This is a genomic window from Streptomyces sp. NBC_00683 (assembly GCF_036226745.1).
Classification (GTDB): Bacteria; Actinomycetota; Actinomycetes; order Streptomycetales; family Streptomycetaceae; genus Streptomyces.
Window position 1 is genome coordinate 1,412,210 of record NZ_CP109013.1, and the last position, 12,853, is coordinate 1,425,062.

Below are 12,853 nucleotides of genomic sequence, written 5' to 3' on the forward strand. Positions count from 1 at the left end.
ACGCGTGGCCGGCGGCGATGACCGGTGCGGCTACCGCGCGCGGGTCAGCGGCGGGATCCGCCGATACGGCCCTCCAGCTGCACCAGCAGCTCGCTGAGCTGGCCGCTGAGCCGTGTACGGGTCCGTTCGTCGAGGCCGGAGAGGACGGTGCGTTCGTAGGCGAGCTGTTGGGGCAGCAGCCGGTCGACCAGCTCGCGGCCCTCGCCGGTCAGCCGGACGTGTGCGACCCGGCGGTCCCGGTCGTCGCCGCGGCGGTCGACCAGGCCGCCCTCCTGGAGGGCGCGGAGCCGTTTGGTCACCGCTGCGCCGGAGGAGAAGGTCTCGCGGGCCAGGTCCCCCGGGGTGAGCTCACGGTCGGTGCGGCGCAGCGCGCCCAGCAGGTCGAATTCGGCACGGGTCAGTCCCGCGGCGCGCAACGGCGCGTCCTCCGCCTGCTGGAGGAGGGCGGCACATCGGTTGATGCGGCCGATGAGTTCCATCGGTCCGGTGTCGAGCTCCGGATTGACGGCGTGCCACTGCCGTACCACCGAGGCCACGATGTCGTCGGTCACACCGCTCCGTTCTCCGGGGGCGGGATGCTCGCTCCCCGCCGTTGTGCTGTCGCCGCGAGCGTACGGTGTCCCGCATGCTCCGCCGCCAGCATCTCCTCCTCGGGCAGGGCGCGCTGCCACCACTCCCCTGCCGCGATGTCACCGGCGTCGCGCAGTTCGACGAGGGAGGACGTCAGCCGCCTGCGGGCCAGGTCGAGCGCGAGGGCGTCGGAGTTCGGGTCGGCGATCAGGTCCTCGGCGCGGGCGCGCGCCTCCGCGGTTGCGGTGAGGGCCCGTTCGACACGGCCCGCGGCACGGCGGTTGGGGACGGCGATCGCGACGAGCAGTCCCACCGCGGCTCCCACGAGCGTGTCCAGGGCGCGGTCGGCGATGAGCCCACCGGCCGGGTGGGTGTCCGCGAATTCCATGACGAGCAGGGCCATCGGAGTGACGGCGACGGAACCGAGCCAGTAGTTGCGGGTGATCAGGGCCTCGGCGGCGAAATTGAACGCCAGGACGCACAGGATGAGGGCGAGCGGACCGATCCGGGCGACCGGGATGACGGCGGCGAAGACCAGGACGCCGACGAGGTTGCCCACGGTGCGCTGCACGGCCCGGCTCCAGGAGAGCGTCACGTTGGGCTGGTACACGGAGGCCGCGGTGACGATGGCCCAGTACGGATGGCCCACGCCGAGAGCCGAGGACGCGTAGCCGGCGAGCGCGCAGCCGATCAGCGTACGGAGGGCGATCGGCAGGACCGGGGAGCCGGGGGCGAGTGCGCGCAGGAGCGCGCGCCGGGCCTCGCGCCTCCCCCGCCCGGTCCGTCGGCCCGCCCGTTCGGCGTCGGTCCCGAAGAGCTGATCGACGGTGCCGGGGGCCGCCGGAGGGCTCGGCACCGGCCCGCGTGCCCGCGTCATCGTCGCCCATGCGCCCAGTTGCCCGGGGCCGGGGCCGGGGCCGGGGCCGCAGCCGTCAGCGGTGGCTCCGGCAAGGGTCCGCTCCGCGTGGACCAGCAGGCGTTCGAGTTCCTGTCGTACGGGGGTGGGGCGCCCGGCGGCGAGCAGCGACTGCCAGGCGCCGTGGACGGCGGCGACCGCGGCATGACGGGTGCGCGGGCCGGGCTCGGCCGCGTAGGCGGCGGCGGCGTCGAGTGCGCGGGCGGTGGCGCGCCGCTCCGGGCCTTCCCTGCGCCGCAGCGCGGGCCCGACGGTGACCAGCCAGGAGAAGGCTCCCGCCGCCAGCGCCAGGGCGAGGTGCCCGGGGATCTGTCCGGTCTCCTGCGGGGCGAAGAGCGCGGCCGAGGTGACGAAGGTGAAGATCAGGTTGCCGGGCGGGCCGATCCGGGAGGCGTCGCAGAAGGTCTTCTGCACGGCCGCGAGCAGCGCGCCGACGGCGATCAGCACGGCGGTCGAGTCGGTGGCCGAGGCGGCGAGCAGGGCGACGGCGAGGCCGGCGACCATGCCGAGGACCACGCGAACGAGGGTGTGGGCCCTGCGCGCGTACGGCAGGTTGTGCCCGTACAGCGCACAGAGCGAGCCGGCCATCGTGTACATCACGAGGTCGAGGCGGTCCATCGAGTACAGCAGCAGATTCGGCGCCGCGGAGGCGACGACCACGCTCAGCGCGGGCTTGAACCAGATCTCCGCCGGGCTGTTCAGCCGCAGGGTGCCGGTCACCGGCAGCCTTCGGACGGACGGCTTCCGGGGGCGCACTGCTGTATCACTCACCTGAATACGTTAACAGGTATTACACCCGTAAACGACAATCCTCCGGTAGCCCCCTCAACCGCGCGGCCATAGCGTTCTGCACAGCAGCTGTGAACGCGCCCCGCCGCTCGCCCCTGGAGGAATCGCATGACGCTCGTCGAACCGGTCCCCGGTCGCCCCTGCTGGGTGGAGCTGAGCACCTCGGACGTTCCTGCCGCCAAGACGTTCTACGCCGCACTCTTCGGCTGGCGGTCCGAGACCGACCCGCGCCCCGAAGCGGGCGGGTACACGATGGCGCGCCTCGGCGAGGACGCCGTCGCCGCGCTCACCCCCTCCTACCGGCCGGACCAGACGCCCGCCTGGACCGTTTCCTTCGCGACCGAGGACGTCGACGCCACGGTCGACGCCGTGCGCTCGGCCGGCGGCACACTGCTCGTCGGGCCGATGGACGTCTTCGAACAGGGCAGGTTCGCGGTGGTCGCCGATCCTGCGGGCGCGGTGTTCTCGCTCTGGCAGGCACGCGCCTTCGCCGGCACGTCCCGCTTCAACGAGCCGGGCACGCTGGGCTGGGCCGAGCTCCGCACTCCCGATCCGGCCGGCGCGCTCGCCTTCTACCCGGCCGTGTTCGGCTGGACGGTCAACGCCTCGGAGCAGTACACGCATTGGGGTGTGGACGGTGACGACTTCGGCGGTATGACGGCGATGAGCGGGGACGAGGCGCAGGAGACGCCGCCGCGCTGGATGCCCTACTTCGCGGTCCCGGACGTCGAGACGACGGCCGCCACCGCCCTGAGCGCGCGCGGCGACCAGCTCATGCCGCCGAGGCGCCTGCCGGGCGGGCGGTGGATCGCCGTGCTCCGCGATCCGCAGGAGGCGGCGTTCGGCATCCACACGCCGTAACCGCGCACCCCCGGACGGCACGCGTCCTCAGCGGCCGGCGGCCCGGACGTCCTCCGGCACCCGCAGGCTCTCCGCCGCGTCCGACACCCTCCGCATCAGGTCGAAGAGCACCTGCTGCTCATCGGCGGAGAGCGGACCGAGGAAGACCTGGTTCATCCGCGCCGTGCGCACCGCGAGTCTCCGGTGCGTACGGACGCCGTCGTCGGTGAGCCGCAGCAGGAAGCGCCGCCCGTCGTGCGGGTCTCGGACCTTGTCCAGCAGTTCCCGGCGCAGCAGCCGGGTGATCACCTCGGCGACGGTGGACCGGTCGAGCCCGACGCGCTCCCCCACCGTGCGCTGGTCCAGCCCCGGCTCGGCGGTCAGGGCGTTGAGTACGGCGAACTGGGGAGAGGTGATCTCCTCCGAGACCATGGTGTTCCACAGCAGATGGTGCGCCTGCTGAAGTCGCCGGGCCAGATGCCCGGGATGGCTGCTCAGGTCGACCGCGGACACGGCACCGTCCTCTTCTGCGCTTCTGTTCTTCACTGAGATAAGCAGTGTACTGATCCTCTTGACCTCAGCAACATGCCATGAGTAGCTTCACTTCCATCGCATATTGATCAGTGTACTGAGCATTATCGGCCGAGCCGCAACTCTCACGGAGCAGTGACATGACCGCACGTGACACCGCCCACCCGCTGCCCGACGGGCTGAGCCAGCAACAGATCGACTCCGAGGTGGCCAGGGTCCAGGCAGCCGCCCCGGCGGGTGCGCACCATCCACCGCGCGACTACCCCCCGTACCGCAGCAGCCACTACCGCCATCCGCACCGGCCGCCGGTCCCCGTACGCGACCCCGAGGCGGTCGAGCTGTCCGGACCCGCCTTCGGCGTCACCGACGTGACCGCGCTGGACCGCGATCTGACCGCGCAGCACCTGGGCGAACCGCTCGGCGAGCGCATCACCGTCCAGGGCCGGGTCCTGGACCGCGAAGGGCGCCCCGTGCGCGGGCAGCTCGTCGAGCTGTGGCAGGCCAACGCCTCAGGGAGGTACGCCCACCAGCTCGACCGGCACCCTGCTCCGCTCGACCCCAACTTCACCGGCTTCGGACGCTGTCTGACGGATGACGAGGGCGGCTACGCGTTCACGACGATCAAGCCGGGCGCCTACCCCTGGCGCAACCACGTCAACGCCTGGCGCCCCGCGCACATCCACTTCTCGCTGTTCGGTACGGCGTTCAGCCAGCGGCTGATCACCCAGATGTACTTCCCGGGCGATCCGCTCTTCCCGTACGACCCGGTACTCCGCTCGGTCACGGACTCCGCTGCCCGTGAGCGGCTCGTCGCGTCGTACGACCACGATCTGTCCGTCCCCGAGTGGTCGCTCGGCTACCGCTGGGACATCGTCCTCGACGGTCCGGGCGCCACCTGGACCGAGGAAGGCCGCGCCTGATGACGTACCTCCCGCCGACACCGTCCCAGACCGTGGGCCCCTTCTACGGATACGCGCTGCCCTTCACCGGGGGCGGTGAGATCGCCCCGGCCGGCCACCCGGACACGGTCACCGTGCACGGAGTCGTACGCGACGGCAGCGGGGCCCCCGTTCCCGACGCCGTCGTGGAGACGTGGCAGCCCGCTCCGGACGGATCGCGCACCGGGCGCCCCGGGTCGCTCCGCCGTGATGCGGCCACCGGCCGGGTCATCGGGCGCAACGGTGTGGACTTCACCGGCTTCGGCCGTGTGCCGACCGACGCGGACGGGCACTGGGCCGTGCGGACCCTGCCGCCCGGCGGCGTCCCGTACCTCTGTGTCGCCCTGTTCGCCCGTGGTCTACTGCACCACCTCCACACCCGCGTCTACCTCCCGGACCTGCTCGAACGGGGCACGGGGACCGCGGACCCGTTGCTGGAGTCGCTGGAGCCCGAGCGCCGCGCCACACTGATCGCGACACACACGGACCCGCGTACCTACCGCTTCGACATCCGTCTCCAGGGCGAGGGCGAGACGGTCTTTCTGGAGTTCAGCTGATGTACGAGAGCGATGCCGGTCTCCTCGCCCCCGGCCGGGCCGGCTCCCCCGCCGAGACCGCCACCGGTGACCGTGCCTTCCTGCAGGCGATGCTGGATGCCGAGGCGGCGCTCACCCGCGCCCAGTCGCTCTGCGGCCTCGCTCCCGCCGGGGCGGGCCGCGCGGTGACCGCGGCCGCCGACGCGGGCCGCTTCGACGTACGGGATCTGGCGCTGCGGGCCCGGTCCGGCGGCAACCCGGTGATCCCCCTGGTCGCCGATCTCACCGCGGCGGTCGAGAAGGACGTCCGGCCGTACGTGCACCGGGGCGCGACCAGTCAGGACATCCTCGACACGGCCGCGATGCTGGTGGCGGCCCGGACCCTGGCGCTCGTCATCGACGACCTGCGGCGGACGGCCGACACACTGGAGGGGCTGTCCGCCGCACACCGCGACACGCCCATGCCGGGCCGCACCCTGACCCAGCACGCCGTACCCACGACGTTCGGCCTCAAGGCGGCGGGCTGGCGGTCGCTGGTGCTCGACGCACGGGACCGGCTGACGGCGGTGCGCGACTCGCTGCCCGTCCAACTCGGCGGCGCGGCAGGCACCCTGGCCGCCTTCGGGGCCTTCTCCCCGGAGGGCCACAGCGATGCGGGGCTGCCGCTCGTCGCCGCGTACGCACGGGAACTGGGGCTGGCCGAACCGCTGTTGCCCTGGCACACGCTCCGTACCCCGATCGCCGATCTCGCAGGTGCGCTCGCCTTCACCGCGGGCGCTCTCGGCAAGGCGGCGGCCGATGTCCTCGTCCTGTCCCGTACCGAGATCGGCGAAGTCGCGGAAGGACGGGGCGGGGGCTCGTCCGCCATGCCGCACAAGGCCAACCCGGTCCGCGCCACCCTGATCGCCGCCGCCGCGCGGCGCGCGCCCGGACCGGCCGCCACCCTCTACGGTTCGCTCGCCGCGGAGGACGAACGCCCGGCCGGCGCCTGGCACGCCGAGTGGGAGCCGTTGCGGGACCTGCTGCGGCTGGTCGGCGGGGCCGCACGCGATGCCGCGGCACTCGCCGAGGGGCTCAGGGTCCTCCCCGCCGTGATGCGGGCCCATCTGCCGGTCACCGGCGGGCTGATCGTCTCGGAGCGGCTGGCCGCGGTCGCCGCCGGCCGGGTGGGCCGGTCCCGCGCCGCGGAGATCCTGTCCGGGGCCGCCGGGCGCGCCCGGGACGAGGGCAGATCCCTCGCGGACGTGCTGGCCGGCGAGCCCGCGTTCGCCGGTCTGGACCTCACCGCACTCACCGACCCGGACCGGTACACCGGTGCCGCCGGCCCGCTCACCGACCGCGCCCTGGAGCGCCGATGACCACGACTCCCGCCCGCCTTCCGCACCACCGCGCCGAGGGATCCGCCTCGGCTCCCCCGCTCCTGCTCGGCCCGTCCCTCGGCACGTCCACGGCGCTCTGGGACAGGGTGGCGCCGGAACTCTCCGCGGGCCACCGCGTCGTGCGGTGGGACCTGCCCGGGCACGGCGGGTCGCCCGCCGGGCTGATCGGTCCCGGCGCCGACGTCGCGGATCTGGCCGGACTGGTCCTCGCCCTCGCCGACTCGCTGTCCCTGGACCGCTTCTCGTACGCCGGGGTCTCGCTCGGCGGCGCCGTGGGGCTCTGGCTCGCCGTACACCGTCCTGAGCGGATCGACCGGCTGGCCGTGGTCTGCTCCTCCGCCCGCTTCGGCGACCCCGGCGCCTGGCGTGAACGGGCCGCCCGCGTGCGCGCGGAGGGCATCGGCCCGGTCGCGGAGGGCGCCGCGGCCCGCTGGTTCACCCCCGGGTTCACCGCGCCGGAGCTGCTCGACGACCTCCTGGGCACCGACCCGGCGGCGTACGCCGCGTGCTGCGACGCGCTCGCCTCGTACGATCTGCGCTCCCGGCTCTCACAGGTGCGGGCGCCGACGCTGGTGATCGCGGGCCGCGAGGACCCCGCGACCCCGCCCGCGCATGCCCGGGAGATCGCCGACGGGGTCGCGGACTCGACGCTCGTCGAACTGCCGCACGCCTCGCACCTGGCACCGGCCGAGCGCCCCCAGGCCGTTCGGGAGGCCATGCGCGCCCACTTCGCACCCACGGAACGCGGGAGCGGGACGGAGATGCGGCGCGAGGTGCTCGGCGATGCGCACGTCGACCGGGCGCAGGCCGCCACGACGCCGTTCACCGCACGGTTCCAGGACTTCATCACCCGCTACGCCTGGGGCGAGATCTGGACCGACCCGACACTGTCCCGGCGCGAGCGCAGCCTGATCACGCTCACGGCACTCGTCGCGCACGGGCACCACGACGAGCTGGCGATGCACGTCCGCGCGGCGGTACGCAACGGGCTGAGCCCGGAGGAGATCGGTGCCGCCCTCCTGCAGACCGCGGTCTACTGCGGGGTTCCCGCGGCGAATTCGGCGTTCGCCGTCGCCAAGCGGGTGCTGGAGGACATGGAGGGCCCGGACGACGTCAGGGCCTGACGCGGCACGCCGGAACGCCCCGCCCCGCACGGATGTGCGCGGCGGGGCGTTCCGGGCCGGCCTGCTCAGCCGAAGCCGCGGGCGTCCTGCTTGAGTGCGGTGTCCACGGTCAGGGCGGTCGCCACGACGAGGCTCAGCAGCGGCTCGGGCAGCTGGTAGTGGATCTGCAGCACGTAGTTGTCCGCCGTGGTGAACATCGTCTTGGCGAGGCCTTCCCAGGTCTTGGTGATCCGGGCGATCTCGGCGTCGTTGTGGTCGACGATGGCGAAGTTCCAGGCGCGCCAGTTCTCCGCCTTGATGGCGCCGACCTTCTGGCCGTTGACCATCATGGCGAAGTTGATCTTGCCGATGGCGTTCTGCTGGACGATCTCGCCGACGAGCTGTCCGTCCGGACGCTGCACGACGACCCGGGACTTGATGAACTTCGCCGGCCGGGTCAGGAGCAGCTGCGGCTGACCGTAGGCGTCGCGGATCTCCAGCCGGTGCGTCAGGTACTGGTCGATGCTGGAGACGAACCTGAGCACCTTGCGGAAGGCGCTCTGTCCGACCTGGACGACGGAACCGACGGTGTTGCCCTGCTGGTCGAAGACGCGGTACTCGTTCGTGACCTCGATCAGCTTGGCCTTCTGGTTCACGACCAGGACCTGCTGGTTGAACAGCGACCCGGCACCGGGAGCACCCTGCTGGGGGGCCGCCTGCTGCTGGGGAACCTGCTGCTGCGGGGCCATCTGCTGCTGCGGGGCCGCCTGCTGCTGCGGCACCGCGGCCTGGGGCTGCACGGGGGCCTGACCGGCGGCGGGAGCCTGGGCGGCGGCAGGAGCCTGGGCCGGATGCGTGTGCTCGGTCCACTGCGAGCCGTCCCAGTAGCGCAGCAGCTGGGGCGCGCCATGGGGATCCGGATGCCAACCCGCAGGTATGTTCGATTGCGTCGTCACCGGGGCACACTATCCTGCCAAGCTGTGGGCCACACTCATTGAAGTTTCACGCACCCGTACGATGGCGGCGATGACCAGGCGGACTGAGCGGACGGACCGGCGACGGGGCGGAGTCACCCCGTCCGTCGCGCTGGGCTGGGTGCTCGTCCTCGTGGCCGTGTTCTTCTGCTGCTCGCCGTCCGTCACGGCCGCTCCCCGCGCCGACGTACCTGCCGCGTCAGCCGTCCGGGCCTTCACCCCGGTACCTGCCGCGTCCCTGTCGGTCGTCACGGCCGACGCCCCGGGCGAGCGCGGACTCGGCAGCTCCTGCCACGGCGTGACGGACCACTCGAAGGCCGTCGTGCTCCCGGGCCCCGGCGCTCCCGCCGCCCTCCCCTGCACCTCGGCCCTGCCCACGGCCGGCCCCCTCACCGGCGCCGCGGCCATCCGGGGGCCCTCCAACGACGGTGCGGGCGCCGTCGATCATCTCCGTCTGCAGGTTCAACGGATCTAGGAGCCCGGGCTCCTCCCTGTCGCCGCGAACGGCGCCGAGGGGGCGGCCCGTGTCTCGTCACCCCGCATCGCGCGCGTCCCGCGCCTGCGTTCCGTTCCCCGTGAACCCGATGAACCCGAGGACCCGAGATGGCTTCCGCCAAGAACCAGAACAGCCCTGCCTCAGCCCGCCGTGCCAAGCTCGAGGAGGCCCGCCGCAAGGAACGGGCCCGCGAGCGCCGCAGCCGCATCATCACCATCAGCGCCGCCGTCGCCGTGGTCGCCGCGCTCGTGGCGGGTGGCGGGTACCTGATGTCCGCCGCCGACGAACAGGACAAGGCCGAGGAGCAGGCCAAGACCTCCCCCGTCACGGGTGAGCGGTCCTGGGACAAGCTGGAGCGGAACCACGTCGAGAAGCCCGTCGACTACCCGATGAACCCGCCGGTCGGCGGTGACCACAGTCCGGTCTGGATGAACTGCGACGCCGACGTCTACACCGAGGCGATACCGAAGGAGAACGCGGTCCACTCCCTGGAGCACGGCGCCGTCTGGGTCACGTACAACGAGAAGGCGAAGGGCGCCGATGTCGACGCGCTCGCCGAGCGCGTGTCCAAGACCCCGTACTCCCTGATGAGCCCGGTGGCCGACCAGAAGGATCCGCTGGTCCTCAGCGCCTGGGGCAAGCAGGTCACGGTGAAGAGCGCCACCGACGCACGCGTCGGGCAGTTCTTCACCAAGTACGTCCAGGGCGCGCAGACCCCGGAGCCGGGTGCCGCCTGCAGCGGCGGGATCGCGAAGTGACCTCACCCGTGCGCGCCCCCCGATCCCTGGTGGCGGCGGGCGCAGTGGTGTTCCTGGTGGCCGTGGGGCTGGTGCTGCTGATGGTCGTGCGGCCGTCCTCGGCGTCCCCGTCGGGACAGGTCTCGTCGGGTTCCGGGGCGTCCGCCCCCGCCGAGGACTCGGCCGATGTGGGATTCGCCCGGGACATGTCGATCCACCATCAGCAGGCGGTGGAGATGGCGTTCATCGTCCGGGACCGCACGGACGACGAGGACGTACGGCGGCTCGCGTACGACATCATCAACACGCAGGCCAACCAGCGCGGCATGATGCTCGGCTGGCTGGAGACCTGGGGCCGGCCCAAGAGCTCGGACCGGCCGCCGATGGGCTGGATGGGGCACACCGCCGCACCCGGGGCCGACGGCGCCCTGATGCCCGGCATGGCCACCGACACCGAGCTCGACCGGCTGCGCGCGGCCGGCGGCAGGGACGCCGAGGTGCTGTTCCTCCGGCTGATGACCGTCCACCACCGTGCGGGCGCCGAGATGGCGCAGGCCGCGGCGGACGCGGCGGGCACGGAGGAGATCAGGAACCTGGCGGCGGGTATGGCCCGCGCCCAGGAGTCGGAGATCGCACTCATGGCGGACATGCTGAAGGCCCGGGGCGCACAGCCCTGAGCCCGCGAGCAGCGGAGGCCGGGGCCCGGTGGCGCACCACCGGGACCCCGGCCGTCGCACGGACGGGCGCGAATTCACCTCCCGCCCATGCCCCGCTCATCAACCCGACACCGGAGCACCGCCCCGTCACCCGACACTTCCTGACGAGTCATGGACATGTCCCTCTCACGACAGGAAGCATCCGTGCGCATGCACCGCTCCTCGCGTCTGACCGTCACCGCCCTCCTGGGTACGGCACTGATCACCCTCGCCCCGCTGTCCCCCGCGCAGGCACGGTCCCTGCCGGCCGTCGGGGCGACATCGGAGACGGCGGCGCTGTACGACGACGAGGCGGGTGGCAACGCCAACGCCGACGACCCGGCGATCTGGCGCAACCCGGCCGACCCGGGCCGCAGCCTGGTCGTCGCCACCGCCAAGGAGGGCGGGCTCCGGGTCTACGGGCTCGACGCCGCCCTGGTCCAGTCGATTCCGGCGCCGTCGCCCGCGACGGAGGACGACGCACCGGGCCGGTTCAACAACGTCGACCTCGTCACGGGGCTGCGCACCCCGGCCGGCCGTGCCGGCGTGGCCGTGGTGAGCGACCGGGGCAACGACCGCCTCCGCATCTACCGCATCGACCCCTCGCGCCCCGGGAAGCCGCTGACCGACATCACGGACCCGGCCGCCGCCCCGGTCTTCTCGGCGGACCAGGCCGAGATCAACGACCAGCGCACCACGTACGGTCTGGCCGCCTGGCAGGACCCCGGCACGGGCCGCTCGTACGCCGTCGTCAGCCGGCGCAACGCCACCGAACTGGCGCTGCTGGAGCTGCGGCCGACGGCCGCGGGCACGGTCGGCTACCGCACGGTGCGCACCCTCGCCCTTCCTTCGTCCTTCCGGCTCCCCGACGGCACGTCGTGGACCCCGTGCGGTGAGCCGGGCGAGCTGCCGCAGGTGGAGGGCATGGTCATCGACCCGGCGAACGGTGTGCTCTACGCCGGCCAGGAGGACGTCGGCATCTGGCGCATCCCGGCCGGTCTCGACGGGCGCCCGGTCCTCGTCGACAAGGTCCGCGAGTACGGCGTCCCCGGAACGTACGACCCCGGGACCGAGGAGTGCGCGCCCGGCACCGACCCCGGTTTCGGCGGCAAGCGGCTGGCCGCGGACGTGGAGGGTCTGACTCTCTTCCGGGAGGCGGACGGCGACGGCTACCTCATGGCGTCGAGCCAGGGCGACAACACCTTCGCCCTGTACGACCGTGAGGTGTCCGAGCACAACGAGTACGAGGGCGGGTTCCGCATCACCTCCGTGTCGGCGGACCTCGACGGCAGTGAGGAGTGCGACGGTGCCGCCGTGCTGAACGAGCCGCTGGGCGCCCGCTACCCGCGCGGTCTGCTGGTGGTCCAGGACGGGCACGAGACGTCCGGGTCGGGCAGCGAGGAAGGCCGGGAGACCACCGGATTCAAGTTCGTCGACCTCGGTGCGGTGACCGACGCGGCGGACATGTAGGACCGCCGGGCATCACGGGAGGGACGCGGCGGCGGGAGCCGTCGTGTCCCTCGGCGCCGCCCCGACGGCCGGCCCGGAGCGGCCTTACGTCTCCCCCCGCTTCGCCGCCTGGATCTGCTCGTACACATGGGTGCGCAGCTCCGCGAAGCGCGGCAGTACACGGGTGGTCAACTGGTCCCGCTCGTCGGGAAGATCGATCTTCACCTGCTCCCGCACCACGGTCGGTGCCCCCGAGAGGACCAGCACCCGCTGCCCCAGGTACACCGCTTCGTCGATGTCGTGCGTGACGAAGAGGACGGTGATCCCGAGCTCCTGCCAGAGCCCACGCACCAGGTCCTCCAGATCGGCGCGGGTCTGGGCGTCCACGGCGGCGAACGGCTCGTCCATCAACAGGACCTCCGGCTCGTAGGCGATGGCCCGCGCGATCGCCACGCGCTGCTGCATACCGCCGGAGAGCTGCCAGGGATAGGCTCCGCCCGCGTCCGCGAGACCGACGGCGGCGAGGGAGCGCTCGACGAGCTCGTGCCGCCGCGCCCTGTCCAGCGATCTCTTCTGCCGCAGCGGAAGGCCGACGTTGTCCCGTACCCGCATCCACGGGAACAGGCTGCGCCCGTACTCCTGGAAGACCACGGCCATTCCGGGCGGCGGCCCTGTGACGCGTGTGCCGTTCAGGTGGATCTCGCCGGACGTGGGCGTGAGCAGCCCGCCGACGCACTTGAGCAGGGTCGTCTTTCCGCAGCCGGACGGGCCGACCAGGCAGGCCAGTTCGCCCGGTGCGAGGGTGAAGGTCAGATCGCGTACGGCTTCCACACGGCGGCCCTGCCCCTCGTAGACCTTGTGCAGTCCCCGTACATCGAGCATGTGCTGCGGTCCCTTCAC

At 72.7% G+C, this 12,853-nt stretch carries 14 protein-coding genes; 9 read left to right on the forward strand and 5 right to left on the reverse strand.

The window, feature by feature from the left end; genetic code table 11:
- Positions 1 to 44: 44 nt before the first annotated feature.
- Together OG257_RS06305 and OG257_RS06310 are read right to left on the reverse strand one after the other, a co-directional pair.
- Entirely contained in the window at positions 45 to 551 is a 507-nt protein-coding gene (locus OG257_RS06305) for a MarR family winged helix-turn-helix transcriptional regulator (RefSeq protein ID WP_329205487.1), read from the reverse strand.
- Complete coding sequence (locus tag OG257_RS06310) at positions 548 to 2,257, reverse strand: FUSC family protein (RefSeq protein WP_329205488.1); 1,710 nt, start codon at positions 2,255 to 2,257, stop codon at positions 548 to 550. Before OG257_RS06310 ends, OG257_RS06305 begins: the two co-directional genes overlap by 4 nt.
- Before the next feature lie 126 nt (positions 2,258 to 2,383).
- Between OG257_RS06310 and OG257_RS06315 the strand changes: the two genes are divergently transcribed.
- Complete coding sequence (locus tag OG257_RS06315; protein ID WP_329205490.1) at positions 2,384 to 3,136, forward strand: VOC family protein; 753 nt, start codon at positions 2,384 to 2,386, stop codon at positions 3,134 to 3,136.
- Between the two features lie 27 nt (positions 3,137 to 3,163).
- Here the strand turns inward: OG257_RS06315 and OG257_RS06320 are convergent, their stop codons facing one another.
- Positions 3,164 to 3,628: a MarR family winged helix-turn-helix transcriptional regulator gene (locus tag OG257_RS06320; protein ID WP_329214937.1), complete on the reverse strand. Its 465-nt coding sequence runs from the start codon at positions 3,626 to 3,628 to the stop codon at positions 3,164 to 3,166.
- A 158-nt stretch (positions 3,629 to 3,786) separates the two neighbouring features.
- Between OG257_RS06320 and pcaH the strand changes: the two genes are divergently transcribed.
- Genes pcaH through pcaDC form a run of 4 tightly spaced genes read left to right on the forward strand, consistent with a single transcriptional unit; the run spans position 3,787 to position 7,623 of the window.
- On the forward strand, positions 3,787 to 4,566 hold the full coding sequence (pcaH, locus tag OG257_RS06325; protein WP_329205492.1) for a protocatechuate 3,4-dioxygenase subunit beta: 780 nt from the start codon (positions 3,787 to 3,789) through the stop codon (positions 4,564 to 4,566).
- The gene (gene pcaG, locus OG257_RS06330) at positions 4,566 to 5,141 is read left to right on the forward strand and encodes a protocatechuate 3,4-dioxygenase subunit alpha (RefSeq protein ID WP_329205494.1); all 576 of its coding nucleotides are present in this window, start codon (positions 4,566 to 4,568) and stop codon (positions 5,139 to 5,141) included. Before pcaH ends, pcaG begins: the two co-directional genes overlap by 1 nt.
- The gene (gene pcaB, locus OG257_RS06335) at positions 5,141 to 6,478 is read left to right on the forward strand and encodes a 3-carboxy-cis,cis-muconate cycloisomerase (RefSeq protein ID WP_329205495.1); all 1,338 of its coding nucleotides are present in this window, start codon (positions 5,141 to 5,143) and stop codon (positions 6,476 to 6,478) included. The genes pcaG and pcaB overlap by 1 nt, the downstream gene beginning before the upstream one ends.
- Positions 6,475 to 7,623: a bifunctional 3-oxoadipate enol-lactonase/4-carboxymuconolactone decarboxylase PcaDC gene (gene pcaDC / locus OG257_RS06340; RefSeq protein ID WP_329205496.1), complete on the forward strand. Its 1,149-nt coding sequence runs from the start codon at positions 6,475 to 6,477 to the stop codon at positions 7,621 to 7,623. The genes pcaB and pcaDC overlap by 4 nt, the downstream gene beginning before the upstream one ends.
- A 65-nt stretch (positions 7,624 to 7,688) precedes the next feature.
- Here pcaDC and OG257_RS06345 read toward each other — a convergent pair whose 3' ends face one another.
- Positions 7,689 to 8,558, reverse strand: a complete 870-nt coding sequence (locus tag OG257_RS06345) for a phospholipid scramblase-related protein (RefSeq protein ID WP_329205497.1) — start codon at positions 8,556 to 8,558, stop codon at positions 7,689 to 7,691.
- A gap of 70 nt (positions 8,559 to 8,628) precedes the next feature.
- On the opposite strand from OG257_RS06345, the gene OG257_RS06350 reads away from it, so the two are divergent.
- The 4 genes from OG257_RS06350 to OG257_RS06365 all read left to right on the forward strand — a co-directional run bounded on the left by OG257_RS06350 (position 8,629) and on the right by OG257_RS06365 (position 11,974).
- Entirely contained in the window at positions 8,629 to 9,051 is a 423-nt protein-coding gene (locus OG257_RS06350) for a hypothetical protein (protein ID WP_329205499.1), read from the forward strand.
- Between the two features lie 128 nt (positions 9,052 to 9,179).
- Complete coding sequence (locus OG257_RS06355) at positions 9,180 to 9,830, forward strand: DUF3105 domain-containing protein (RefSeq protein WP_329205501.1); 651 nt, start codon at positions 9,180 to 9,182, stop codon at positions 9,828 to 9,830.
- Positions 9,827 to 10,486, forward strand: a complete 660-nt coding sequence (locus OG257_RS06360) for a DUF305 domain-containing protein (RefSeq protein ID WP_329205503.1) — start codon at positions 9,827 to 9,829, stop codon at positions 10,484 to 10,486. Before OG257_RS06355 ends, OG257_RS06360 begins: the two co-directional genes overlap by 4 nt.
- Positions 10,487 to 10,669: 183 nt before the next feature.
- Positions 10,670 to 11,974 (forward strand): phytase, encoded by a 1,305-nt coding sequence (locus OG257_RS06365; protein ID WP_329214939.1) that lies wholly within the window; start codon positions 10,670 to 10,672, stop codon positions 11,972 to 11,974.
- Positions 11,975 to 12,058: 84 nt separating this feature from the next.
- On the opposite strand, the gene OG257_RS06370 is transcribed toward OG257_RS06365, so the two are convergent.
- Positions 12,059 to 12,835 (reverse strand): ABC transporter ATP-binding protein, encoded by a 777-nt coding sequence (locus OG257_RS06370; RefSeq protein ID WP_329214941.1) that lies wholly within the window; start codon positions 12,833 to 12,835, stop codon positions 12,059 to 12,061.
- Positions 12,836 to 12,853 lie beyond the last annotated feature (18 nt).

Excerpts from the sequence above, each read along its gene's own strand:
- OG257_RS06315 (WP_329205490.1), top strand. The coding sequence starts at position 2,384 with ATGACGCTCGTCGAACCGGTCCCCGGTCGCCCCTGCTGGGTGGAGCTG.
- pcaH (WP_329205492.1), top strand. The coding sequence starts at position 3,787 with ATGACCGCACGTGACACCGCCCACCCGCTGCCCGACGGGCTGAGCCAG.
- pcaG (WP_329205494.1), top strand. The coding sequence starts at position 4,566 with ATGACGTACCTCCCGCCGACACCGTCCCAGACCGTGGGCCCCTTCTAC.
- pcaB (WP_329205495.1), top strand. The coding sequence starts at position 5,141 with ATGTACGAGAGCGATGCCGGTCTCCTCGCCCCCGGCCGGGCCGGCTCC.
- pcaDC (WP_329205496.1), top strand. The coding sequence starts at position 6,475 with ATGACCACGACTCCCGCCCGCCTTCCGCACCACCGCGCCGAGGGATCC.
- OG257_RS06350 (WP_329205499.1), top strand. The coding sequence starts at position 8,629 with ATGACCAGGCGGACTGAGCGGACGGACCGGCGACGGGGCGGAGTCACC.
- OG257_RS06355 (WP_329205501.1), top strand. The coding sequence starts at position 9,180 with ATGGCTTCCGCCAAGAACCAGAACAGCCCTGCCTCAGCCCGCCGTGCC.
- OG257_RS06370 (WP_329214941.1), bottom strand. The coding sequence starts at position 12,835 with ATGCTCGATGTACGGGGACTGCACAAGGTCTACGAGGGGCAGGGCCGC.